The 21,273-nt window shown below is 69.1% G+C and carries 24 protein-coding genes and 3 pseudogenes; 11 read left to right on the forward strand and 16 right to left on the reverse strand.

The window, feature by feature from the left end; genetic code table 11:
• Positions 1–111: 111 nt before the first annotated feature.
• The 4 genes and pseudogenes from ACX5I6_RS09270 to ACX5I6_RS09285 all read right to left on the reverse strand — a co-directional run bounded on the left by ACX5I6_RS09270 (position 112) and on the right by ACX5I6_RS09285 (position 2,429).
• Positions 112–876: an ABC transporter permease gene (locus tag ACX5I6_RS09270; protein WP_461840275.1), complete on the reverse strand. Its 765-nt coding sequence runs from the start codon at positions 874–876 to the stop codon at positions 112–114.
• Positions 873–1,688: an ABC transporter ATP-binding protein gene (locus tag ACX5I6_RS09275; RefSeq protein WP_461840276.1), complete on the reverse strand. Its 816-nt coding sequence runs from the start codon at positions 1,686–1,688 to the stop codon at positions 873–875. The genes ACX5I6_RS09270 and ACX5I6_RS09275 overlap by 4 nt, the downstream gene beginning before the upstream one ends.
• Positions 1,689–1,714: 26 nt before the next feature.
• Complete coding sequence (locus tag ACX5I6_RS09280; RefSeq protein ID WP_461840277.1) at positions 1,715–2,080, reverse strand: DUF1048 domain-containing protein; 366 nt, start codon at positions 2,078–2,080, stop codon at positions 1,715–1,717.
• Between the two features lie 2 nt (positions 2,081–2,082).
• Positions 2,083–2,429 (reverse strand): annotated as a pseudogene (locus ACX5I6_RS09285) (PadR family transcriptional regulator).
• Between the two features lie 193 nt (positions 2,430–2,622).
• Between ACX5I6_RS09285 and ACX5I6_RS09290 the strand changes: the two are divergent.
• The 8 genes and pseudogenes from ACX5I6_RS09290 to ACX5I6_RS09325 all read left to right on the forward strand — a co-directional run bounded on the left by ACX5I6_RS09290 (position 2,623) and on the right by ACX5I6_RS09325 (position 10,284).
• Complete coding sequence (locus ACX5I6_RS09290) at positions 2,623–2,979, forward strand: SPW repeat domain-containing protein (RefSeq protein ID WP_018761692.1); 357 nt, start codon at positions 2,623–2,625, stop codon at positions 2,977–2,979.
• 17 nt (positions 2,980–2,996) lie between these two features.
• Positions 2,997–3,347, forward strand: coding sequence for a CU044_2847 family protein (locus ACX5I6_RS09295; RefSeq protein WP_018761691.1), 351 nt, complete (start codon positions 2,997–2,999; stop codon positions 3,345–3,347).
• A gap of 5 nt (positions 3,348–3,352) precedes the next feature.
• Positions 3,353–4,691, forward strand: a pseudogene (locus tag ACX5I6_RS09300) (phosphoribosyltransferase family protein).
• Entirely contained in the window at positions 4,688–6,505 is a 1,818-nt protein-coding gene (gene acsA / locus ACX5I6_RS09305; RefSeq protein WP_461840278.1) for an acetate--CoA ligase, read from the forward strand. Before ACX5I6_RS09300 ends, acsA begins: the two are co-directional and overlap by 4 nt.
• A pseudogene (gene pdhA / locus ACX5I6_RS09310) lies at positions 6,502–7,550 on the forward strand (pyruvate dehydrogenase (acetyl-transferring) E1 component subunit alpha). The gene acsA and the pseudogene pdhA overlap by 4 nt, the downstream one beginning before the upstream one ends.
• The gene (locus ACX5I6_RS09315) at positions 7,547–8,527 is read left to right on the forward strand and encodes an alpha-ketoacid dehydrogenase subunit beta (protein ID WP_461840279.1); all 981 of its coding nucleotides are present in this window, start codon (positions 7,547–7,549) and stop codon (positions 8,525–8,527) included. Before pdhA ends, ACX5I6_RS09315 begins: the two are co-directional and overlap by 4 nt.
• Positions 8,520–10,013, forward strand: a complete 1,494-nt coding sequence (locus tag ACX5I6_RS09320) for a dihydrolipoamide acetyltransferase family protein (protein ID WP_018761686.1) — start codon at positions 8,520–8,522, stop codon at positions 10,011–10,013. Before ACX5I6_RS09315 ends, ACX5I6_RS09320 begins: the two co-directional genes overlap by 8 nt.
• Positions 10,014–10,041: 28 nt before the next feature.
• Positions 10,042–10,284: an acyl carrier protein gene (locus ACX5I6_RS09325; RefSeq protein ID WP_018761685.1), complete on the forward strand. Its 243-nt coding sequence runs from the start codon at positions 10,042–10,044 to the stop codon at positions 10,282–10,284.
• Between the two features lie 7 nt (positions 10,285–10,291).
• Here the strand turns inward: ACX5I6_RS09325 and ACX5I6_RS09330 are convergent, their stop codons facing one another.
• The 6 genes from ACX5I6_RS09330 to ACX5I6_RS09355 form a co-directional block, all read right to left on the reverse strand.
• On the reverse strand, positions 10,292–11,566 hold the full coding sequence (locus tag ACX5I6_RS09330; protein WP_461840280.1) for an MFS transporter: 1,275 nt from the start codon (positions 11,564–11,566) through the stop codon (positions 10,292–10,294).
• Positions 11,567–11,679: 113 nt separating this feature from the next.
• Positions 11,680–13,080, reverse strand: a complete 1,401-nt coding sequence (locus tag ACX5I6_RS09335; protein WP_018761683.1) for an MBL fold metallo-hydrolase — start codon at positions 13,078–13,080, stop codon at positions 11,680–11,682.
• A 93-nt stretch (positions 13,081–13,173) separates the two neighbouring features.
• Positions 13,174–13,470 (reverse strand): rhodanese-like domain-containing protein, encoded by a 297-nt coding sequence (locus ACX5I6_RS09340; protein ID WP_018761682.1) that lies wholly within the window; start codon positions 13,468–13,470, stop codon positions 13,174–13,176.
• 42 nt (positions 13,471–13,512) lie between these two features.
• Positions 13,513–13,854 (reverse strand): rhodanese-like domain-containing protein, encoded by a 342-nt coding sequence (locus ACX5I6_RS09345; protein WP_018761681.1) that lies wholly within the window; start codon positions 13,852–13,854, stop codon positions 13,513–13,515.
• Between the two features lie 34 nt (positions 13,855–13,888).
• Positions 13,889–14,647: a sulfite exporter TauE/SafE family protein gene (locus ACX5I6_RS09350; protein ID WP_018761680.1), complete on the reverse strand. Its 759-nt coding sequence runs from the start codon at positions 14,645–14,647 to the stop codon at positions 13,889–13,891.
• Positions 14,644–15,261 carry a rhodanese-like domain-containing protein gene (locus ACX5I6_RS09355; RefSeq protein ID WP_026264569.1) on the reverse strand — a complete coding sequence of 206 codons (618 nt, stop codon included), beginning with the start codon at positions 15,259–15,261 and terminating at the stop codon, positions 14,644–14,646. The genes ACX5I6_RS09350 and ACX5I6_RS09355 overlap by 4 nt, the downstream gene beginning before the upstream one ends.
• A gap of 123 nt (positions 15,262–15,384) precedes the next feature.
• Here ACX5I6_RS09355 and ACX5I6_RS09360 point away from each other — a divergent pair, with 123 nt between their 5' ends.
• Together ACX5I6_RS09360 and ACX5I6_RS09365 are read left to right on the forward strand one after the other, a co-directional pair.
• Entirely contained in the window at positions 15,385–15,642 is a 258-nt protein-coding gene (locus ACX5I6_RS09360) for a metal-sensitive transcriptional regulator (protein WP_018761678.1), read from the forward strand.
• 55 nt (positions 15,643–15,697) lie between these two features.
• A complete protein-coding gene (locus ACX5I6_RS09365) occupies positions 15,698–16,102 on the forward strand; it encodes a DUF302 domain-containing protein (protein WP_018761677.1) in 405 nt (134 codons plus the stop codon).
• Between the two features lie 141 nt (positions 16,103–16,243).
• Here ACX5I6_RS09365 and ACX5I6_RS09370 read toward each other — a convergent pair whose 3' ends face one another.
• The gene (locus ACX5I6_RS09370; protein WP_461840281.1) at positions 16,244–17,080 is read right to left on the reverse strand and encodes a CDP-alcohol phosphatidyltransferase family protein; all 837 of its coding nucleotides are present in this window, start codon (positions 17,078–17,080) and stop codon (positions 16,244–16,246) included.
• A complete protein-coding gene (locus tag ACX5I6_RS09375) occupies positions 17,077–17,487 on the reverse strand; it encodes a hypothetical protein (RefSeq protein ID WP_018761675.1) in 411 nt (136 codons plus the stop codon). Before ACX5I6_RS09375 ends, ACX5I6_RS09370 begins: the two co-directional genes overlap by 4 nt.
• 161 nt (positions 17,488–17,648) lie before the next feature.
• Between ACX5I6_RS09375 and ACX5I6_RS09380 the strand changes: the two genes are divergently transcribed.
• A complete protein-coding gene (locus ACX5I6_RS09380) occupies positions 17,649–18,194 on the forward strand; it encodes a YceI family protein (RefSeq protein WP_461840282.1) in 546 nt (181 codons plus the stop codon).
• A gap of 115 nt (positions 18,195–18,309) precedes the next feature.
• Here the strand turns inward: ACX5I6_RS09380 and ACX5I6_RS09385 are convergent, their stop codons facing one another.
• The 4 genes from ACX5I6_RS09385 to ACX5I6_RS09400 all read right to left on the reverse strand — a co-directional run bounded on the left by ACX5I6_RS09385 (position 18,310) and on the right by ACX5I6_RS09400 (position 21,201).
• Positions 18,310–18,858 (reverse strand): copper resistance CopC family protein, encoded by a 549-nt coding sequence (locus ACX5I6_RS09385; RefSeq protein WP_018761673.1) that lies wholly within the window; start codon positions 18,856–18,858, stop codon positions 18,310–18,312.
• A gap of 11 nt (positions 18,859–18,869) precedes the next feature.
• On the reverse strand, positions 18,870–19,613 hold the full coding sequence (locus ACX5I6_RS09390; protein ID WP_018761672.1) for a YcnI family copper-binding membrane protein: 744 nt from the start codon (positions 19,611–19,613) through the stop codon (positions 18,870–18,872).
• Positions 19,614–19,758: 145 nt separating this feature from the next.
• Positions 19,759–20,346, reverse strand: a complete 588-nt coding sequence (locus ACX5I6_RS09395) for a hypothetical protein (RefSeq protein ID WP_461840283.1) — start codon at positions 20,344–20,346, stop codon at positions 19,759–19,761.
• Positions 20,347–20,454: 108 nt separating this feature from the next.
• A complete protein-coding gene (locus tag ACX5I6_RS09400) occupies positions 20,455–21,201 on the reverse strand; it encodes an ABC transporter permease (RefSeq protein WP_461840284.1) in 747 nt (248 codons plus the stop codon).
• Positions 21,202–21,273: the final 72 nt, after the last annotated feature.

Below are 21,273 nucleotides of genomic sequence, written 5' to 3' on the forward strand. Positions count from 1 at the left end.
CGGTCTGGACTCTCTCTACGCCCCAGCGTTGCGGCCACTCTCGCATACCGCGGCCCGGATTTGCACGGGCACTTCCTGTGAGTTCGCAGTGAATCTGTCCAGGTTGCGGCCTCAGCCCACTTTCCGTCGGTAGATGGCGGCAGCGGCCGCGTAAGCCAGGGCAAGGATCCCGGCCAGCCAGGCAAGCGCCGTCCAGATCCCGGTGCCCACGGGTTCCTGCGCGAGCAGCGCCCGGAGGGTGTCCACGATCGGGGTCACCGGCTGGTTCTGGGCAAACCAGGCGACCGGGCCGGGCATGGTGGCCGTGGGAACGAATGCCGAACTGATGAACGGCAGGAAAATCAGCGGGTAGCTCATGCCGCTGGCGCCATCCACCGTCTTGGCGGTCAGGCCGGCAACGACCGCCAGCCAGGTCAGGGCCAGGGTGAACAGGACCAGGATGCCGGCGACGGCGAGCCACGCTGCCAGGGATGCGCCGCTGCGGAAGCCCATGAGGACCGCAACGCCGATCACGATGGCGATCGCCGCGAGGTTGGCGGCCAGGGAAGTGAGCACATGGGCCCACAGGATGCTGGGCCTGGCGATCGGCATGGATCCAAGCCGTTCGACGATCCCGCCCTTGACGTCCAGGAACAGCCGGTAGGCGGTGTAGGCCACGCCGGAGGCGACGGTGATCAGCAGGATGCCGGGCAGGAGGTAGTTCACATAGGAGCCTCCTGAGCCGGTGGTGATGGCGCCGCCGAACACATAGACGAACAGCAGCATCATGGCCACGGGCGTCACCGCGGTGGTGATGATGGTGTCCGGGCTGCGCAGGATGTGCCGCAGCGAGCGGCCGGTCAGGACGCCGGTATCCCGCAAGGCATGGGTGCTCATCGGTGGTCCTTTCCTGGCGCCGGGGCGCCGCTGGGACGGTCGTCTGGGCCGGAACCCACCAGGGCCAGGAAGACGTCCTCGAGCGAAGGCTGTTTCTCCACGTATTCCACCGTGGCGGCGGGCAGGAGCTGCTTGAGTTCGGCCAGCGTCCCGTTTTGGATGATGATGCCTTGGTGCAGGATGGCGATGCGGTCTGCGAGTTGTTCTGCCTCATCGAGGTACTGGGTGGTGAGCAGCACGGTGGTGCCTTGGCCCGCCAGTTGCCGGATGGTCCGCCATACCTCGTTGCGTGCCTGCGGATCCAGCCCGGTGGTGGGCTCGTCGAGGAAGACGACGCGGGGGTTCCCGATCAGGCTCATGGCGATGTCCAGGCGCCGCCGCATCCCGCCGGAGTAAGTGCCCGCCCTGCGGTGTGCGGCCTCAGCCAGGTCGAAGCGCTCCAGCAGGGCGCCGGCAACCGCGTCCGGGCGGGGCAGGTGGCGCAGCCGCGCCACCAGCACCAGGTTTTCACGGCCCGTGAGGACGTCGTCCACCGCTGTGAACTGGCCGGTCAGGCTGATGGATTCCCGTACGCGCGCGGGCTCCGTGCCGGTGTCATGACCGTTGACCGTGGCCGTGCCGGCATCCGGCTTCAGCAGGGTGGACAGGATCTTCACCAGTGTGGTTTTTCCGGCGCCATTGGATCCGAGCAGCGCAAAGATGCTTCCCGGCAGCACGTCAAAGTCGACGCCCCGCAGCACGTGCAGGTCCTTGAACGACTTTTCGATGCCCTGGACCCGGATGGCGGGGTGCAGGGCCTGGTCTGTAGTCATGGCCGGTCCTTCCGGTGCGGGATGTTTCAGGCATCCCCGGAAGCGGCCTGGTTGATGGTGTCGGTCAGGCGCTTGCGCTCCTTGCTGATCCACTGGCCGTCCGAGTAGTTGCTGATGAAGGTTTCGGCGAATTCCACGGGGTCGTCGCCCACGATGTCGCGGATCGGGGTTCCGTCCGCGGCGGCCCCCTCGATGAGGTCGGCCAGGTCCTCAAGCATCTGCATGAGGATGTCGCCCTTGACGATGGCGCCGGCGTACGTGAAGTAGCGTTCCAGGGCGTCGATGGTGGTCCGGTAGCTGCCGGGCAGCTGTTCTTTGCGGGCCTTGTATTGGCGCCAGCGCTTTTTGTCGTCGAAGGAGCCGGTGACTTTTTCGAGCCATCCCTGCGTCATGGTCATTCTCCTTTTTCCTGCTTGTGTTTGGCGTGGTGGAGCCGCTCGATCCGTTCGGCGAGGAAGCTCCAGGAGTTCCAGAACTCGTCCAGGTAACCGCCGCCGGAGGCGTTCAGCGAATAGACCTTCCGGGAGGTCCTTTTTCCGAGGGGACTTTGGCGACGTCCACCAGGCCGCGCTGTTCAATGCGGACCAGCAGTGCGTAGACCGTGCCCTCGGCAATGTCCGAAAAGCCTTGTTCGCGCAGCCGGGCGGTAATTTCGTAGCCGTAGGCCGGCTGGGCGGCGAGGAGCGCCAGGACAATGCCTTCCAGCGTGCCCTTGAGCATCTCGGTCATTTGCTTGCCCATGGAATCCCCTTGGTACTTAGTGTTGCTGACTACTAGTAAATAGTAACACTGAGTAGCTGGACGGCAACCCCTGCGGGCAGGTCTTTCTGCCCTACTGGGCGCACCACCGCAGGCGTTGACTTGAACCATGGGCAGCAGAGGCCCATAGGGCGGAAACGTACTGGCGTTCCGCCCACACCAGAAAGGAAAAACAGTGAAAAAGTGGTATCGGTGGCAGGACTACGCAGCAGCTGCCGCCGGACTCTTCACCGCAGTGGCGGTCCTGTTCACGCGGCAGCAAAACATGTCCACCACCCTCATGCTCGTCTTCGGCGGGCTCCTGGTGGTCAGCGGAATCGTCAACCTGGCAATGCCCGGAACACCGGTCATGGAATACGCCCAGGCTGTCCTTGCCGCAGTATTGATCCTCTCGCCATGGCTGGGGTCCTACACGGGCGCGACGGGCGCAGCGTGGACGTCGTGGATTGCGGGGGCAGTGGCGCTGGTGGTCACCGCGGTGGCCATAAAGCCCAGCACTGACGCCCACCACAACCTGCGCATCTCGCACTAGACAGGGGAGCATCCGCCATGACCGAAGTGATGCGGTACGAGGTGGGATCCGGGACCGTGCTCGTTGAGGCTGCCGACAACAGCTATGGGGTGGACCATCCCGCGCGCAACGAGCAGGGGATCCTGGACACCGGCAGGAGGCTGGAAGATGCACTCGCCAGTGTCCGACCGGCGGCCCACGCCGCACTTGAGGCCATGGCGGAGCTGTACCCGGAACAGATCGAAATCGAATTTGGCGTGAATCTGGCGGGAGACGCAGGGGCGATGATCGCCAGGAGCAGTTCCGAGGCCCATTTCGTCCTCCGGATGTCCTGGACCCCCGCGGCCGCGGCGATCCTCCCCGCGGAAGAACTCCCACATGGCGGGTGAGCGTGATGGTTGCATTCCTGAACAGGGCCGACGCCGGCCGGCGGCTGGGCAAGCGGCTCAGCGGACTCCGGGGACGGGACGTGGTGGTGCTGGGCCTGCCCCGAGGCGGCGTGCCCGTGGCATTCGAGGTGGCCAAGGCCCTCGAGGCGCCACTGGACGTGATCGTGGTCAGGAAACTGGGCGTCCCGTTCCAGCCTGAGGTGGCCATGGGAGCCATAGGGGAGGGCGGCGTCCGGGTCTTGGATCCACGCACCATCTCCATGGCCCGCGTCTCCCAGGAGGACCTGCAGCAGGTGGAACGGCGGGAGCGCACCCTGCTGGACAGCAGGGTGGCACGGTTCCGGCAGGGGCGCCCGATGCTTGACCTCACCGGCCGCACCGCCGTGATCGTGGACGACGGCATCGCCACCGGCTCCACGGCCAAGGCCGCCTGCCAGGTGGCGCGGCACTTGGGCGCCGCGAAAGTCATCCTTGCCGTGCCGGTGGCCCCTGCCCGGGCCATCGTCGAGCTCAAGGAACCGGACGACGTCGTCTGCCTGCTTTCGCCGCAGGACTTCCAGGCCGTGGGCTACTACTACCACGACTTTTCCCCACCGAGGATGGCGAGGTGGTCCAGTTGCTGGACGCCGCCGCGTCCCAGCCGTCCCGCAGCGGCCCCGAAAGGGGGACAGCAGCCTGGTGGACGAGGTCGAGGTTCCGGACGGGATGGCCGTGCTGCGGGGCAGCCTCTACTTGCCGGCCGTGTGCGACGGCACGGTGATCTTCGCCCACGGCAGCGGGAGCAGCCGGCACAGCCCGCGCAACCGTTTCGTGGCCTCCGTCCTGCATGGGGCGGGCCTGGGCACCTTGCTCCTGGACCTGCTGACCCCCGAGGAAGAAGTCAACCGTGCCAATGTCTTCGATATCGCGCTCCTGGCCCGGCGCCTCTCAGCCGCCACCCACTGGCTGAAGGTCCGGCATGACGGCTCGGCCGGACGGATCGGCTACTTCGGGGCGAGCACCGGTGCCGGAGCGGCGCTGTGGGCCGCGGCCGAGCCCGGCGCCGACGTTGCCGCCGTCGTGTCCCGGGGCGGACGGCCTGACCTTGCCGGTCCGCGGCTGGACGCCGTCAGGGCCCCCACCCTCCTGATCGTTGGCAGTGCGGACACCCAGGTCCTCGCACTCAACCGCCAGGCAATGGCACGGATGCAGGCGCCCACCCGGCTCGAGATCGTCCCGGGCGCCACCCACCTGTTCGAGGAGCCCGGAACCCTGGCATTGGCCGCGAACCTGGCTGCCGACTGGTTCCGCCAATACCTGCTGCCGTCACCGGTGGGCCGGTCCATGCCGGAGGCGAGGGAGTGACACGCTGGCCCGCCATCGCCAAGGACGTGGCCGCCTTCCCGGTGCAGCCCAACATGCCGGACTACGACGCCGCCCGGCGCGACTTCAGCTGGGACCAGGCCCGGGAGGAACTGGCCGGGCTGCCGGGGGGCCGCGGGCTGAATATCGCCTACGAGGCCGTGGACCGCCACGTGGCCGGAGGCCGCGGGGGCAGGGAAGCCCTGCGCTTCATCAGGGCCGACGGCGGCACCCGGTCCCTGGATTACGGTGACCTTGCGGAGCAGTCCGGCAGGTTCGCGGCAGTGCTCCGGGCCCTGGGGGTGGGGCGCGGTGAGCGGGTCTTCTCCCTCCTGGGCCGCAGCCCGGAGCTGTATGCCGCGGTGCTGGGAACCTTCAAGAACGGCAGCGTCTTCTGCCCGCTCTTCTCCGCGTTCGGCCCCGAACCGGTCCGGCAGCGGCTGCACCTCGGCGCGGGCCGGGCCCTGGTCACCACCAGGGCCCTGTACCGCAAGAAGGTGGCGCCGGTGCGCGACAGCCTTCCGGAACTCCGCCACATCCTGCTGGCGGACGCGGATGGCACCCCCGAACCCGGGACCCTTGACCTGGCAGCACTCCTGTCCCGGGCGGACCCGATCGGGGAGGTCGCCGGCACCCAGCCGGAGGACATGGCCCTGCTGCACTTCACCAGCGGCACCACCGGCACGCCCAAGGGCGCCATCCACGTCCATGGCGCCGTGGCCGCCCATTACGCCACCGGCCGCTTCGCCCTGGACCTGCACCCGGAGGACGTCTACTGGTGCACCGCCGATCCCGGCTGGGTGACCGGAATGTCCTACGGAATTATCGCGCCGCTGGTGCACGGCGTGACCGCCATCGTGGACGAGGAGGAGCTGGACGCGGACCGCTGGTACCGGATCCTTGCGGACCAGCACGTCACGGTCTGGTACACCGCCCCCACGGCACTGCGGATGCTCATGAAGGCCGGCGCCGAACGGGCAGCCGGGCATGACCTGTCAGCGCTGCGCTTCATCGCCAGCGTGGGGGAGCCGCTGAACCCCGAGGCGGTGGTGTGGGGCCAGGAGGTCCTGGGCCTGCCGGTGCACGACAACTGGTGGCAGACCGAGACCGGCGGGATCATGATCGCCAACTATCCCGCCATGGACATCCGCCCCGGGTCCATGGGCCGTCCGCTCCCCGGCATCGAGGCGGCGCTCGTGGCACGGGACGCCGACGGTAAAGCGGTCGTCACGGACGGACAGGCGGTCCTGGTCACGGAACCGGACACCATGGGTGAGCTGGCGCTGCGCCCCGGGTGGCCGTCCATGTTCCGCGGCTACCTCAACGAGGAGGAGCGCTACCGGCGGTGCTTCGCCGGCGGCTGGTACCTCACCGGTGACCTGGCGAAACGGGACGCCGACGGCTACTTCTGGTTCGTCGGCCGCGGCGACGACGTCATCAAGTCCTCCGGCCACCTGATCGGCCCGTTCGAGGTGGAAAGCTGCCTGATGGAACACCCCGCGGTGGCCGAAGCCGGGGTGATCGGAGTACCCGACCCCGTGGCCGGCGAGGTGGTCAAGGCCTTCGTGGAACTCAAGCCGGGCAACCAGCCCAGCGAGGCCCTGCAGCTGGAGATCATCGGCTTCGCCCGGAAACGGCTGGGAGCCGCCGTCGCGCCCCGGCTGCTCGACTTCACCAGTACGCTGCCCAAGACCCGGAGCGGAAAGATCCTCCGCCGGCTCCTGAAAGCCCGCGAGCTGGGACTGCCCGAAGGCGACACCTCAACCCTGGAGGCCCCGGCCGGACCGGCGCCGGGCCTCGGCAAGGAGCAGCCATGAGCACCCTGCGGAACCCGGCCATCCGCGACCAGGAACACGCCCTGCACCTGCTGCGGCAGATGCTGCGGGTCCGCCGGCTCGAAGAAAAATGCATCGAGCTGTACAGCGCGGCCAAGATCCGCGGCTTCCTGCACGTGTACATCGGCGAGGAAGCCGTGGCCGCCGGGGTGATGGAAACCCTGGCGCCCGACGACGCGGTGGTGGCCACCTACCGGGAGCACGGCCACGCCCTGCTCCGGGGCGTCTCCGCCGGTGCCATCCTCGCCGAAATGTACGGCCACGCCGAGGGCTGCTGCCGCGGCCGCGGCGGTTCCATGCACCTCTTCGACGCGGAGGCGCGCTTCTACGGCGGAAACGCGATCGTGGCAGGTGGCCTGCCGCTTGCAGTCGGCCTGGCGCTCGCAGACCGGATGGCCGGCCGCCAGCGCGTGACCGCCTGCTTCTTCGGCGAAGGCGCCGTGGCCGAAGGCGAGTTCCACGAAAGCATGAACCTCGCCGCGCTCTGGCAGCTCCCGGTGCTGTTCTGCTGCGAAAACAACCTCTACGCCATGGGAACCGCGCTGGGCCGTTCCGAATCCCAGACGGACATCGCGCTCAAGGCCGCCGGGTACGAAATCTCCGCGTGGGCCGTGGACGGGATGGACGTACTCGCCGTCGAGGAAGCTGCCCGGCGGGCGGTGGATGCCGTCCGGTCCGGGGGCGGGCCGCACTTCCTGGAACTGCGCACCTACCGCTTCCGCGCCCACTCCATGTTCGATCCCAGCTGTACCGGGAGAAAGCCGAGGTTTCCCGCTGGATGGAACGGGACCCCATCAGCCTGCTGCAGGGAACCATGCAGGCCGCGGGACAGCTGCCGGAGGACACCTGGGCGGCGCTGGCGGCGGACGTGGACGCCGAGATCAGCACCGCGGTGGGATTCGCCGAGAACGGCACGCCGGAACCGGTGTCCGAACTCATGCGGTTTGTCTACAGCGACCCGCCGGAAGCCGGCAGCGGCGCTGCCACCGCCGGCGGCGGCGGCGGGAAAGAAGGGGCAGCAGGATGAAAACCACGTACCGGGAAGCGATGCGGGCGGCGCTCCGCGACGCGATGCAGCGCGACGAGCGGGTGTTCCTCATGGGCGAGGACGTAGGCAGGTACGGCGGCAGCTTCGCCGTGAGCCTGGGACTGCTGGAGGAGTTCGGGCCCGAACGGATCCGTGACACGCCGCTGTCCGAGTCCGGGTTCGTCGGCGCGGGCATCGGCTCCGCGCTGGGCGGGATGCGTCCCGTCGTCGAAATCATGACCGTCAACTTCAGCCTGCTGGCGCTGGACCAGATCATCAACAATGCCGCCACGCTGCTGCACATGTCCGGCGGCCAGTTCAACGTGCCCATCGTCATCCGGATGACCACCGGAGCCGGCCGGCAGCTCGGCGCCCAGCACTCGCACAGCCTGGAAGGCTGGTACGCGCACATTCCCGGGCTGCGGATCCTGGCCCCGGCCACCTTGGCGGACGCCCGCGGGATGCTGTGGACCGCGTTGCAGGACCCGGACCCGGTGCTGATCTTCGAGCATGGCTCGCTGTACAACGTTGCGGGGAAGCTCGACGACGACGCCGGCGCCGTGGACATCGACAAGGCAGCAGTCCTCCGGCATGGGGACGGCCTGACCCTCGTCACCTACGGCGGCACGCTGCCCATGGTGCTGGAGGCCGCGGACCTGCTGGCCGCCGAAGGCATTGAGGCCGACGTGATCGACCTCCGCACCCTCCGCCCGCTCGATGCCCACACCATCATGGACAGCGTGGCCAGGACGCACCGGGCCGTGGTGGTGGACGAAGGCTGGCGCAGCGGCAGCATCTCCGCGGAGATCGCGGCCCGGATCTGCGAGCAAGCCTTCTTCGACCTGGACGCCCCGGTGGAACGGGTATGCAGCCTGGAGGTGCCCGTCCCGTACGCCAAGCACCTGGAACAGGCTGCCCTGCCGTCGGTGGAACGGGTCATGGCCGCCGCGCGAAGGGCCGTGGGGGCCAATGGCTGAGTTCCGGATGCCGTCCCTGGGCGCAGACATGGAGCACGGCAAGGTGGTGGAGTGGCTGGTCAAGCCGGGGGATTATGTCCATAAGGGTGACCTCGTGGCGGCCGTGGACACCGACAAGACCGTGATGGACATCGAGTCTTTCGAGGACGGCGTCGTCGCCGAGTTCCTGGTGGACATCGGCGACACCGTGCAGGTGGGGACCCCCATCGCCCGGATCACGGCCACCCCCGCCGAACTCCCGCCGCCACCCCCGCCCCAACCCCCGCTCACTTCCGGCAGCATTTTCCCCGACGCCCGCTCACCTTTGACAGCAAAAGAGGAAACGCCCGCTCACCCGGGCGCCGCTGGCGGCCACCCGGAGCCCGGCGCCAAGGTCCCGCCGCCGGTCCGGCACCTTGCGCACACGCTGGGGGTCGACGTCGGACGCCTCAGCGGGAGCGGTGCCGGCGGAGAGGTGACCCGGGCCGACGTCGAACGCGCCGCTGCGGCGTCTGGCACCTGGGCGCCGGAGCCGGCAAAAGCACCCGAAGCGCACCGCGTGCGGTCCTCGCCGCTGGCCCGGCGGCTGGCGGCGGAACTTGGCGTGGACCTGCCGGCCGTCACGGGCACGGGCCCGGGTGGTGCCGTCACCGAGGAAGACGTGCTCGCCGCCGTCCCGCCGCGGGGGCGGCCGGCCAGGGAACCCGGCGCGGACAAGCCGGCGGAAGCACCGCCGTCGGAAGCCCGCCCGCCGGCGCCCGCGCAGGCAACGGAACCCGGGAACGCAAAGGAAAACGTGCCGCCCGCAGCCCCCCGGCAGGAACGGGCTGCGGCCGCCAGCAAGGCGGAAAGCCTGCGGCAGGCGATCGGCGCGCTGATGTCGCGGTCCAAGAAGGAAATCCCGCACTACTACCTCGCCACCACCCTGGACCTTGCCGCGGCCATGGCGTGGATGCAGGCGGCCAACCAGCAGCGGCCCGTCACCGCCCGCCTGGTGCCCTCCGCCCTGCTGCTCAAGGCCACCGCGCTCGCGGCGAAGGAGGTGCCGGACATGAACGGATTCTTCACCAGGGGCGCGTTCCAGCCGAGCAATGCCGTGCACCTGGGCGTCGCGGTGGCCCTGCGGCACGGCGGGATCGTGGCCCCGGCGGTGCACGACGCAGACACCCTGACGCTGGACGAACTCATGGAGCAGCTGCGCGGCCTGGTCAGCCGGGCCAGGGCGGGCCGGCTGCAGCGCGCGGAGATGGCCGACCCCACCATTACCGTCACCAACCTGGGCGACCTTGGGGTCGAAAGCGTCTACGGCGTGATCTATCCGCCTCAGGTTGCCATGGTGGGTTTCGGCAAGGTCATCGAACAGCCGTGGGCGCACAACGGGATGCTCGGGATCCGGCACGCGGCCACCGCCACCCTGTCCGCGGACCACCGGGTCAGCGACGGGCTGCGCGGAGGCCGCTTCCTGGCCAGGATCGACGAACTCCTGCAAACGCCGGAGGACCTGTGAGCCGGACCCGTGTGACCGAGGAGGAACCGTGAACCAAGAGGACGCGCGCCTGGCCGTGGAGGCGGCGATCGGCAAAGTTGCGCCCGACGTCGAGCCCGGCGACCTGGACGGCACTGCCAGGCTGCGCCAGGACCTGGAACTGGACTCGCTGGATTTCCTCCGCCTGGTGGAGGTCATCGCCGAGTCCACGGGCGTCGACATCCCGGAAGCCGACTATCCGGCGGTGGCCACGGTGGGCGGGCTGGTGGAGTACTTGGCCGGGCACGGATAAAGGGGGGCTATCCCGCAGCGTGGTCATTCCCGCGCATCCGCCCCGCAACCACCAGGCCCGAGAGGGCGGTGAGCACCGCGACGGCGGCGATGGCCGCGGGGATGCCGTAGAGGTCCGCGAGTACTCCGGAGAGCAGGGCACCCACGGCGAATCCGCCGTCGCGCCACAGCCGGTACACGCCCACGGAGCGGGCACGCCAGGCCGGGTGGGCGACGTCGCCGATGGCGGCCAGCAGTGTGGGGTAGACCATGGCGGTACCGAGGCCCAGCACGACGGCGGCGGCGAGCCACGGTGCGAAGCCGTGAGCGGAAGCAATGATCGCCAGGGCGCCGGCTTGCACCAGCATTCCGGTGGCGATGAACCACTTGCGTCCCCAACGGTCGGAGGCTGCTCCGGTCACCAGTTGGGCCGCGCCCCAGGCTGCCGGGTAGGCGGCGGCCAGGATGCCGATCTGGCCCAGGCCAAGCCCGGCGCCGGCGAACAGGACGGGGAAGAGGCCCCATGCCAGGCCGTCGTTGAGGTTGTTCACCAGTCCGGCCTGGCTGGCCGCGGAGAGAGAGCGGTCCCTGAAGCTGGTGAGGGTGAACACCTGCCCGGTGGTGAGGCCGGCACGGGCGGCATCCCGGCCCGCGGCATGCTGCGCGGCCTCGGTCCTGGCATGGTGGTGGGTTTCGCGGACGGCCAGGACCGTGAGACCCAGACCCAGCGCGATGTAGGCGGCGCCCAATAGGAACGGGGCCGGGCGCAGGCCGTAGGCGGTGGCGAGGTAGCCGGTGGCCAGGGCCGATACGGCGACCCCGAGATAGCCCGCGGCCTCGTTGAAGCCCATGGCCAGGCCGCGCTGTTTGGGGCCCACGAGGTCCATTTTCATGATCACGGCGGTGGACCAGGTGAGGCCCTGGCTGACGCCCAGCAGCACGTTGGCCGCCACGATCCAGCCCCATGACGGAGCGAGTATGAGCATCAACGGGACGGGCACCGCTGCCAGCCAGCCGGTGATGAGGACCGGTTTCCGGCCGTACCGGTCCGAGAGGGTACCCGCGAAGTAGTTCATGGCGGCCTTGGACAAGCCGAAGGCGAGGATGTAGGTCAGTGCGCCCGTGTACAGGTCGAGGTGGAATTCCCGGGCGGCGAGCAGCGGAAGGACCGTGCGCTCCTGGCCCAGGGTGCCCCCCACCAGGGCGTTCACGGCCACCAGCAGCATGAACTGGGCAACGTTCTGCCGCAAGCCCAGCACCGCCGGGGTGGATCCGCTGGTGCCGCGGAGGGGGGTGCCCTGCATGGTGGCTCCGTTCTGGTGAAGCAGAAGGTGGCCCGGACGCGCGGGGGACGCGTCCGGGCCGGGCCCGGGCAGGAGGGGGGTCTTGCCCGGGCGGTCTAGGGGGAATTGCCTGCTCAGGCTGCGGGGACGCTGTTCCGCCAGGCGTTCCAGGCGGCGTAGCTGCCATCGAGTTCGACGACGTCGTACCCGGCCCGGCGCAGGGCGCTGGCGGCCACGGAGTTGCGCACGCCGGACTGGCAGTAGGACACGATGGTGCCGCCGGCCGGCAGCTCATCCAGGTGCCACATCACGCGGCCGCCGCTGAGCTGGTAGGAGCCCGGGACGTGCCCGGCCTTGTGCTCGGTCTTGTTGCGGACGTCCAGGACCACGGCCGCCTCGAAACCCTCGAGTTCCCCAGGCTGGATCAGCTTGGGGGTGAAGGTGGGCAACCCCTTGATGCTGGTGAGGTAGCCGGCCACGTTGTCGATGCCCACGCGGACCAGGTGGTCCCACATGTCCTGGGCCTGGTCCAGGTCCCTGGCCAGCAGCACCAGCGGGTTCTTGTCGGTTTCCGGGTTGACCACCCAGGCGCCGTAGCTGGCTACGGACTTGCCGGCCGGGACGTTCAGGGACCGCGCCACCGTGCCCTGGTGGATTTCGCCGCTGGAGCGGGTGTCGATGAAGGTCAGGGTGTCCTCGGCCAGGCCCTTGGCGACGGCGTCCGTGTCCAGTTCCTGCAGCGGGGCGCGTTCGCCCATGACGGCGGGGCCTTCCCGGTTTTCGCGCTTCATGCGGGCGAAGTAGGCGTGGGCGTCGGGCTGGCCGTCGAGGAGCTCGTTGATGAAGCCCTGTTCGTCGTTGGTGGCCAGGTAGGGGCCCCACCAGGCGTAGAGGCGTTCGTAGCCCACCGTGGAGGAGGGGATGGCGCCCAGGGCCTTGCCGCAGGCGCTGCCGGCGCCGTGGCCCGGGTGGACCTGGACGTAGTCCGGGAGGGTGAGGAACTTGTCGCGGAGGCTGGCGAAGAGCTGCTTGGCGCCTTCGAAGCGGGTGTCGATGCCGCCGGCGGCCTCGTCCAGCAGGTCGGGCCGGCCCAGGTCGCCGGAGAAGACGAAGTCTCCGGAGAGCAGGTAGCCGGGCTTGTCGCTGAACGCGCCGTCGGTGACCAGGAAGGACAGGTGCTCCGGAGTGTGGCCGGGGGTGTGGACTGCCTTGATGGTGATGTTGCCCAGGGTGATGGTGTCGCCGTCGTGCAGCCGTTCGCCGTCGAACCCGTACTGCCAGTCGGGTCCACCCTCGCCGGACACGTAGATCTTCGCGCCGGTGGCGGCGGCCAGTTCGCGCGTGCCGGAGAGGTAGTCGGCGTGGATGTGGGTCTCGGTGACGGCCACGATCTTCATGCCGTTCTTGGCGGCAAGGTCCTGGTAGACGGCGATGTCCCGGCGGCCGTCCACCACGATTGCCTCGCCCTTGGCCTGGCAGCCGATCAGGTAGCTGGCCTGGGCGAGGTCTTCGTCGTATATGCGTTCAAGCAGCATCTGGTGCTCCTTCGAATGGGAAAGATATGAAATCCTGGTACCAATTTTAGATACCAGGGGGGTATACAACAACTAGAGATATCCCCAGGAATGTCAGGTGGTGGGGAGTCCGGCGCGGGTCCAGGCGGTCATGCCGCCGGCCATGGTGTCCGCCGTGTAGCCTGCGCCGTTGAGGGCGTCGGCGACGGCGGCGCTGCGGTTGCCGCTGCGGCAGACCGCAATGACGGGGACGGCCGGGTCGAGCTCGCCCAGGCGGGCCTGCAGCTGGCCCATGGGGATGTGCAGGGCCCCGGGGATCATGCCTTCGGCGACTTCGAAGTCCTCGCGGACATCGAGGATGCGGGCGGCGTTGCGGCGCTGGTCGGCTTCGGTGATGGTGATTTCAGCCATGATGGTTCTCCTTCGAAGTGGTTGTTGGCTGGGGTGATGTGTCTAGCGGACGGGTTCGCCGGCCTGGCGCCAGGCGGCCATGCCGCCGCGGACCGAGTAGGCGTCGTAGCCCTCGGCGGCCAGGAGCCGGGCGGCGGAGGCGGACCGCACGCCGGAGGCGCAGATGGCGATCACGGGGCGGGTCTTTTGGATGCCGGCGGTGCCGGCCTGCAGCCGGTCCAGGGGAACATGCTTGGCTTGCGGTGCCCGGCCGGTCCGCCATTCCTGCGCTGACCTGACGTCGATGAACGTGGCGCCGGAACCCAGGAGGTCCTTGGCCTGTGCAACGGAGATTGTCTTGTAGGGCTTGCTGAAGGCCTTCTTGAGCGAATCGATCAGTCCCATGCTGTTCTCCTTCGGGTAACGGTGTTGGGGGTTGTCAGGCGGTGACGGTGCCGGCCGTGACCCACGCCGCGACGGCGAAGATCAGCACCGCGAATGAGATGCGGATGTGCTTGTCCTTCAGGTGGCCCGCGAACCGCGCGGCAACCAGTGATCCCAGGATGGCCGGGACGGCGAATGCCAGCGTGGTGGCCCAGTCGATGGTGTAGCCGGCGGCGTGGGCGCTGAATCCGGCTGCGGAGTTGACCACGATGATCGCCAGCGAGGTTCCGACGGCCTGCTTCATGCGCAGGCCCAGGAGGATGGTCAGTGCAGGGGTGATGAGGAAGCCGCCCCCCACGCCAAGCAGTCCGGTGAGGAGCCCGACGAGCAATCCAACGCCCACGGCCTTCGGGGCGCAGGACCGGAAGGCCCGGTTGGGTCCCGTGCTGCAGGAGCCCTCGGTTTCGCGGGGTTTGCTGAGCATCCGGATGCCCGCGGCCACCATGATTCCGGCAAACGCCAGCATCAGGATGGTCGGATCCAGGAGTTTGCCGACGGCGGCGCCGGCCCAGGCCGCCGGAATGCCGGCGCCCCCGACCAGTGCGATGACGGGCCAGTTCAGGCCCTCCCGGATCCGGGGGAGCAGGGCTGCCAGTGACGATATGCCCACCACCAGCAACGACGTCGGGATGGCCTGGGCGGGGCTCATGCCCACGCCGTACACCAGTGCGGGAACGGCGATGATGGAGCCGCCACCGCCCACCACGCCCAGGACGATTCCGACGACGAGCCCCAGACCCAGGGCCGGGATCATGCCGCGGCGTCCTCTTCAGCGCCATGGACGGGAAGCTGCAGGATGGCGCTTTCGCGGGTGGGCTCCGTGGCTGCCTTGTTCCACGGCATGGCCGAGAGGGCCTTGCCCATGGCGCAGGTGTTGGTGGCGGCCGAGAACGTCAGGCCGGTGCCGATGGCGCCTGCGAGCATGCGGACCTTGGGCGAGACGAACTTGCCGCCCACCAGGCCCAGCATCACCAGTGAACCTGCGGCCAGGCGGACCTGGCGTTCCATGTCCCAGCGGTCCTTGCCTTTGACCACGTCACCGCCGGCGGCGGCGAAGCCCGGCACGCCGCCGGTGAGGACATAGGCGGTGTCGAGGCCAACCGCCGCCATCCGCTGGCGGGCCTGCTCGGCGCGGACGCCGGACTGGCAGACCAGGACCACGCGTGAGCCCAGCCGGGCCGCGAGTTCGCCGGTGTGCTCGGAGAGGAGGGGGAGCGGCACGTTGTAGGAGCCGCGGATGTGCATTGACTCGAATTCAGCGGCGGAACGCACGTCGATCACCATCAGGTCCTGGTGCGTGTTGAACCACGACCGCAGGGTCTCGGGGGCTAGTGCCGTAACAGCGGTTGCTGTGGAAGGGGATGTCATGGGGGCCTCTCAAAAGGGGGCAGGTGGATACCCCACCGAGTATTACAGATACCCCCGGGGGTAGTCAAAACACCCATGGGGGTATATGCTTGGGGGCAGCACCCCACCGATGGAGAACCCGTTATGGAACTGAACCCAACCGAACTCACGCCCGTGATCAACCGCCTCAAGCGCGCCCAGGGCCAGCTCGCCGCGGTCACCCGGATGCTCGAGGAAGGCCGGGATTGCAAGGACGTCGTCACCCAGCTGGCGGCCGTCTCCAAGGCCCTTGACCGTGCCGGCTTCGCCATCATTGCCACCGGCCTGGAGCAGTGCATCACCCAAAAAGACGAAACCATGGACCGGAAAGACCTGGAGAAGCTCTTCCTCTCCCTGGCATAATTCGACGCCCGGCAGCCCCAAGGCAGCGGACCATTCGGCAACTTCGAGGAGCACCATGACCTACACGCTGGCCACCACCGTCGCCCTTCCCTGGGCCGAAGCGCTGGAACGCACCCGCGCGGCCCTTGCCGCGGAGGGCTTCGGGATCCTGACGGAAATCAACATCCGCTCCACCTTCGAAGCCAAGCTCGGCACCGACGCGGCAGACGCCGTCGGGGACTATGTCATCCTTGGCGCCTGCAATCCCTCCCTTGCCAGCCGAGCCCTCGCCGCCGAGCCGCAAATGGGCGCCCTGCTGCCGTGCAACGTGGTGGTGCGCCGCCAGGCCGGTGCGCAAGAGACCACAGTTGAGGCGATCGACCCGCAGGCCATGGTCCAGCTCAGCGACGCGCCTGCAGTCAAGGACGTGGCGGACGACGCCGGGACGCGGCTCCGGAAGGCCCTCGCCAGCCTGCGGTGAGGCGTTGGTCCGCCCGACGCGGGAAGTGATTGGCGACTCAGATTTTCATTTTCGACACCGGGATTCCCTGGCGCAGCCCGGATGCGGGGCGCGCCGGGGAATTTCTGTGTCGGGAGTGACAATGCGCAGCGCAAGTCTGGGTCAGCCGGCGCACGGTCCGTGGTCCGCCCAGGCTGCAGCGCGGCCGGCCGTCCGGTGACGGCGCTCCAGCTGGACCACGTCCCGCCCGAAGGAAAACGCCAGCAGCGCCAGGGCCGCCACCGGAATGGACACCGCGGCCACGGCCGGGATACCGGGAAGCAGTGGCAGGAGCAGCGCGAACGGCTGGAACGCCCCGATTGCCTTCCGGGATTGCCGTGGCGGCAAAGACCCGCGGAGGTGGGGCCGGAAGCGTCCGGCGGCCACGAAAACGTAGTACATGCCCCCGATCGCGAGCACCCACGGCCCCACCCGGGCAGCGGCCGCGACGGACAACGCAAGGACCAGCCCGGCGTCGGTGGCCGCATCAAAGCGCGCCCCCACCGTGGAGGACAGCCCGGTCCGCCGGGCCACCGCCCCGTCTACCCCGTCCAGCGCGAAGGCCAGCCCGCCCAGGACCGGAATCAGCAGGTCCTCCCGCGGCCCCGTGAACAGCTGGGGGACCGCCAATACGGCACAGAGGGCGGCGAGGACGGCGCGCAGCAGCGTCACGCGGTCGGCCGGAGTGGAGAACCTGGGTGCCCGCCGCAGCAGGGAAGCGGCCGCCGCACCCGTGACCAGTCCGCCCGCGCCCAGGCCTGCCAGTTGCAAGGGAAACCCGGGGGCTGACAAGGACGACAGCCACAGCGCCAACAAACCGTAGGCGGCCAGGGCGGCCAGTGCGTCGGGGATGGCACGTCCGGCCGCACCGCGAGGCCCTGCCGCCTCCGCCTGAACGCTGACGACGACGGCGGCGGGCCCGGGCCACCGGCGTGCCGCGGAATCCGGACGGGGAATCACGTGCCGGGACGCGTCGCGCGGCGCTTCACGACGGCGGAGCGCCGCTTCCCGGACGCCCGCGCCAGTCCCACGGCGGCCAGGAGGGCCCCGGCTCCCTCGGCGACGGCGCTGAGGGTCTTCGAGAAGAACCAGACGGGATCGTACATGGCGGGGATCGGTCCGATGGCCGGGATATCAACGTAGCGATACAGCATCACGGCCGCGAAGGCGCTCAGTGCCACCAGCAGGGCCACAGCATAGGCTGCCCGGCTGCCGCGGAGCAGGACAAAGATTCCGGCCACAAGCGCTACCGCGGCCTCCAGCAGGAACAGGGTGCCCTGGCTGACGGTGCCCGGCTGGGCGTTCTGGTAGCCCGGGGCCAGGAACAGGTGTACGCCGGCATCAATGAACAACGCAAGGGCGGTCAATAGTCTTAGTGCCACGCTTATGTATACGCCCGAAGTTCCCTTCCGGTTCACCCCGCCCCCTTATAAATGCGGGTTGGATGCGGAATATTTAGGACCATCCGCAATCTTGCGCCCATAGCGGGCAGCGAAGCCTGCGGCCCTACGAGCAAGGAGAAATGACCATGACCCTTCCCCAGCAACTCACCCCGGGAACCTGGACCCTGGACGTGTCACACAGCGAGATCGGCTTCAGCGTCCGGCATGCCGGGATCAGCAAGGTCCGGGGCCGCTTCACCGATGCCCAGGCCGAAGCCCGGGTGGGTGAGTCCCTGGCTGAGTCCACCGTGCACGCCACCGTTGCCACGGCCAGCTTCGACTCAGGAGACGCCAACCGTGATGCGCACGTCCGGGGTGAGGACTTCTTCGACGTCGAGAAGTTTCCCGAGATGACGTTCCGCGGCACTGCCATCGAAGGTGACGGCGAGGAATACACCCTGACCGGCGACCTGACCATCAAGGGTGTCACCAAGCCTGTGGAGCTCGAGGTGGAGTTCACCGGTGTTGCCGTGGATCCCTTCGGCGCCACACGGGCAGGCTTCTCCGCCGAAGCCGAGATCAGCCGCAAGGAGTTCGGCCTGACCTGGAACGCCGCCCTGGAAGCCGGCGGCCTGCTGGTCAGCGACAAGGTGAAGATCAACCTCGAAGCCGCACTCGTGAAGCAGGGCTGACACAGGGATCTGCCCGACGACCGGCCGGGGAGGCCACTGCGCCGGATGCGCAGGGCCGCCCCGGCCGGTCGTAATGCCTGGCCAAGCCCGCGGCTTGGCCAGGCTTGTGGCCTCGTCAGGCGTCGGACTCCGTGTTCCGGAGCCGCCGCCGGACCAGCACCGCCCCGCCGGCCAAGCCGATGACCAGTACGGCGGCAGCCCCGCCGGCAATGATCACGCCCGCGGGCGTCCCGCCGGCACCGGCGGCAGCACCAGCTGCGGACGGCGACGCACCGGAGTTTCCGGAGCCGGCCGTGAACGTGAAGGTTCCTTCGATAGGGTGGCCATCGGAGGAAGCCACTCGCCAGATCACCGTGTATTTGCCCGCCGGTGCACCGGCCTTCACGGCCTGGGTGACATGGTTGTCCACAATCGTGACGGCGCCGTCGGCCTGGTCCGTGCCGGTCCCATCCTGCACCTGGATCACCGAGCCGATGCCCATCGGCGTGTGGTCGAAGGTCAGTCCAATCCGGCTGGGAACCGCCGGAACGGACGATCCATTCGCAGGATCACTGGATTCGAGCACATCGTGCGCCTGCGCGGGTGCAGCCAGGACAACCGAACATGCGGCCACGGCCAGGACCAGCACGCTGCGCTGGAACCAGCGGAGCAGATTCTCCAACATCCGGGCCCCTGCTACTTGGCTGCCGCGCGGGACCGGCGGCCGGCCAGCACCAGTGCCAGGGCGGCGGCGCCCAGGACAAACCCCGCAGCGCCGAGGACAACGCCCCAGATTGAGGTCGCCTCGGACGTGCGCTCGATGGCATCCGAGGCGGCGGGAGCAGCTGAAGCGGCAGCCGGGGCCGGGGTGGTGTGCGCCGTGGTGCCGTCCTCGGCTGTGGTGGTGAAGGAGGGGGCCGGGTGCTTGGGCTCGGGCTGCCCGTCAGCACTGCGCTCGTTCCAGTTCACCACCGTCCCGTCGCTGTAACTTTGGGCGGCCTCCAGCACCACCGTGGTCCCCTCGGCCGGGAGGCGGCCTACCGAGAGCGAAAACGCCTGGTACTGGTTCTGCCCCAACTGGTGGGCTTCGTCCGCGGTCCAGACCACCGAAGTAGGTGCTTTGGTGACCGTGGCGCCGGCCACCGTAACCGGTTTGGGCAGGTCACTGGTGATGACCTGCGCGGTCCAGCCTTCCACCGGTTTGACTGAGACGGAGGTGAACGGTGTGTCGGTGGGCAGCTTGACCTCAAGCTTGTTCGTCTTGGCGGTGGGGGACTCGTTGGGGACATTGAAGGTCAGGTGCGAGTAGCCGTTGGCGCCGGTGTCGCCCGGGTCCACGGAGACGTGGGCTGACGCGGCGGCGGCGCCTGCGGCGAGCATTCCGGCGGCCGCGGTGATGGCGGCGAAGGCTTTGGCGGTGTGGCGGATTGAGGTATTCATGATGTCGCTTTCACAAGGTATGGGTGCGCCGGGGCGGCCTGCGGCTGCGGCCGGGCGCGAGGGCATGGCTGACCGGGGCGCGCGATGGCAGCGGTCCAAGGGCATCGCCTTGGGCCCGGGTCAGCATGGTGGGGTGAGGTGCCGCTCAGGAGGCGGCAGCGCGCGGCGGACCGCGGAGTGCGGGAAGCCGGAGGACCTCGGCGCGCAGCACCACAACAAGGCGGCGCGGAGCCGCAAGCTGCGGCCAGTCGGGAAGGAACGCCGCCGTCAGGATACGGATCAGCGGCCGCAGCCAGGCCGCGAGGGCCCAGAGGGCCGCTTCGCCGCGGGCCAGCACCAGGGCGGTGGACACGGTGGCCGCGGCGTGCAGGACCAGCATCAGCGGGTCCGGAGCGTGGAGGTGTTCCGGGGCTGCTGCCACTGCTGCCGCGGCAAGCGGTTGCCCCGGGTGGACGTGCGCTCCCGGGGCCGGAGTGAAGCCGGACGAAGCCGACAGGGTGCTGAAGGCCTCGTGGAGGAGCAGCTGGCCGCCGATGAGGAGGCCGGCCATCACAGGGGAGTTCACCCGGATCCTGGCGAGCACCATGACCGGCAGCAGCACCAGGGCAAAGAGGCCGGCGACGATGGCCGGGTGCGGCATCACGCCACGGGCCAACACGTGGGCTCCGGCAGCGAGGGCGAACATCGCCACGGTGAACGCGAAGGCGCGGGGGAAGCGGAACGGCGCGCTCATGCCAATCGCCACCCCTTCTTCCACTGATTACCGGTACCACTTTAGGGAAAACAGCGCCCTGGCGCGTAATCGGCACCCGTGCCGCCCGGGTCGTGACGGCGCGTAGCCCTACAGCGGCTCGGGCCGCACTGTGACGTTGCCCAGCGAACGGATCAACGCGACGGCGGTAATGGACCCTGCCGCCATGATGGACGCCAGCACCACCACCTGGAACCGGCCGGCTTCCAGGGGCGAGGCGCCGCCAAAGATGGCGCCCACGAATGCGCCGGGAAGCGTGACCAGTCCGGTGGTCTTGGTCTGGTCCGTGGAGGGTATCAGCGCCGAATGCACCGCCTGCCGGGCCTGGAGGAGGGTGGCCTGCCGGGGCGTTGCGCCCAGCGCCAGCCAGCCCTCCACCTGGTCCCACTGCTCCAGGACGGCCTCGACGAAGCGGCGGCCGGCCAGCGTGGCGATGGTCATGGAGTTGCCGATCACGATCCCGCCCACGGCCAGGGCGTAGCGCGGCGAAAATTCGATGGCCCCTGTGCCGAAGACAATTGCGACCGTCACCAGGATGCCGGCCGCCATGGTCGCGGCCACCACGGCGAACCGCCGCCAGGACCAGGTGAGCCGCCGCGTAGCCGTCACGGACGCCACGGAGAACATGACCAGCAGGGCCAGGCCAACCCATAGCGGGCTGGTGATGACCCCTCCCAGGACAAGGCTGATGACCGCCAGCTGCAGCACGCCGCGGAGGATGGCAAGGGCAGGGGAGAGGTACGACGGCGTCCGCGAGCCCCAGAGGATGCCCACCGTGAGTGCCGCCAGGATGGCAATGGCCGCCAGGGTGGGGGCCAGTGCGGCAAGGTCGGGCATCTGCCCAGCATACTGACCCCGCGGCTTCCCGGTGCCATGCCCGCCCGAGGGCTGGCCCGGCGTCGGAATTTA

It is taken from the genome of Arthrobacter sp. MMS24-T111, from assembly GCF_054888995.1.

Bases quoted from the DNA above. Each gene is read 5' to 3' on its own strand.
- ACX5I6_RS09270 (WP_461840275.1), bottom strand. From the start codon at position 876: ATGAGCACCCATGCCTTGCGGGATACCGGCGTCCTGACCGGCCGCTCG.
- ACX5I6_RS09275 (WP_461840276.1), bottom strand. From the start codon at position 1,688: ATGACTACAGACCAGGCCCTGCACCCCGCCATCCGGGTCCAGGGCATC.
- ACX5I6_RS09280 (WP_461840277.1), bottom strand. From the start codon at position 2,080: ATGACGCAGGGATGGCTCGAAAAAGTCACCGGCTCCTTCGACGACAAA.
- ACX5I6_RS09295 (WP_018761691.1), top strand. From the start codon at position 2,997: ATGACCGAAGTGATGCGGTACGAGGTGGGATCCGGGACCGTGCTCGTT.
- ACX5I6_RS09315 (WP_461840279.1), top strand. From the start codon at position 7,547: ATGAAAACCACGTACCGGGAAGCGATGCGGGCGGCGCTCCGCGACGCG.
- ACX5I6_RS09320 (WP_018761686.1), top strand. From the start codon at position 8,520: ATGGCTGAGTTCCGGATGCCGTCCCTGGGCGCAGACATGGAGCACGGC.
- ACX5I6_RS09330 (WP_461840280.1), bottom strand. From the start codon at position 11,566: ATGCAGGGCACCCCCCTCCGCGGCACCAGCGGATCCACCCCGGCGGTG.
- ACX5I6_RS09335 (WP_018761683.1), bottom strand. From the start codon at position 13,080: ATGCTGCTTGAACGCATATACGACGAAGACCTCGCCCAGGCCAGCTAC.
- ACX5I6_RS09340 (WP_018761682.1), bottom strand. From the start codon at position 13,470: ATGGCTGAAATCACCATCACCGAAGCCGACCAGCGCCGCAACGCCGCC.
- ACX5I6_RS09345 (WP_018761681.1), bottom strand. From the start codon at position 13,854: ATGGGACTGATCGATTCGCTCAAGAAGGCCTTCAGCAAGCCCTACAAG.
- ACX5I6_RS09350 (WP_018761680.1), bottom strand. From the start codon at position 14,647: ATGATCCCGGCCCTGGGTCTGGGGCTCGTCGTCGGAATCGTCCTGGGC.
- ACX5I6_RS09355 (WP_026264569.1), bottom strand. From the start codon at position 15,261: ATGACATCCCCTTCCACAGCAACCGCTGTTACGGCACTAGCCCCCGAG.
- ACX5I6_RS09360 (WP_018761678.1), top strand. From the start codon at position 15,385: ATGGAACTGAACCCAACCGAACTCACGCCCGTGATCAACCGCCTCAAG.
- ACX5I6_RS09365 (WP_018761677.1), top strand. From the start codon at position 15,698: ATGACCTACACGCTGGCCACCACCGTCGCCCTTCCCTGGGCCGAAGCG.
- ACX5I6_RS09380 (WP_461840282.1), top strand. From the start codon at position 17,649: ATGACCCTTCCCCAGCAACTCACCCCGGGAACCTGGACCCTGGACGTG.
- ACX5I6_RS09385 (WP_018761673.1), bottom strand. From the start codon at position 18,858: ATGTTGGAGAATCTGCTCCGCTGGTTCCAGCGCAGCGTGCTGGTCCTG.
- ACX5I6_RS09390 (WP_018761672.1), bottom strand. From the start codon at position 19,613: ATGAATACCTCAATCCGCCACACCGCCAAAGCCTTCGCCGCCATCACC.
- ACX5I6_RS09395 (WP_461840283.1), bottom strand. From the start codon at position 20,346: ATGAGCGCGCCGTTCCGCTTCCCCCGCGCCTTCGCGTTCACCGTGGCG.
- ACX5I6_RS09400 (WP_461840284.1), bottom strand. From the start codon at position 21,201: ATGCCCGACCTTGCCGCACTGGCCCCCACCCTGGCGGCCATTGCCATC.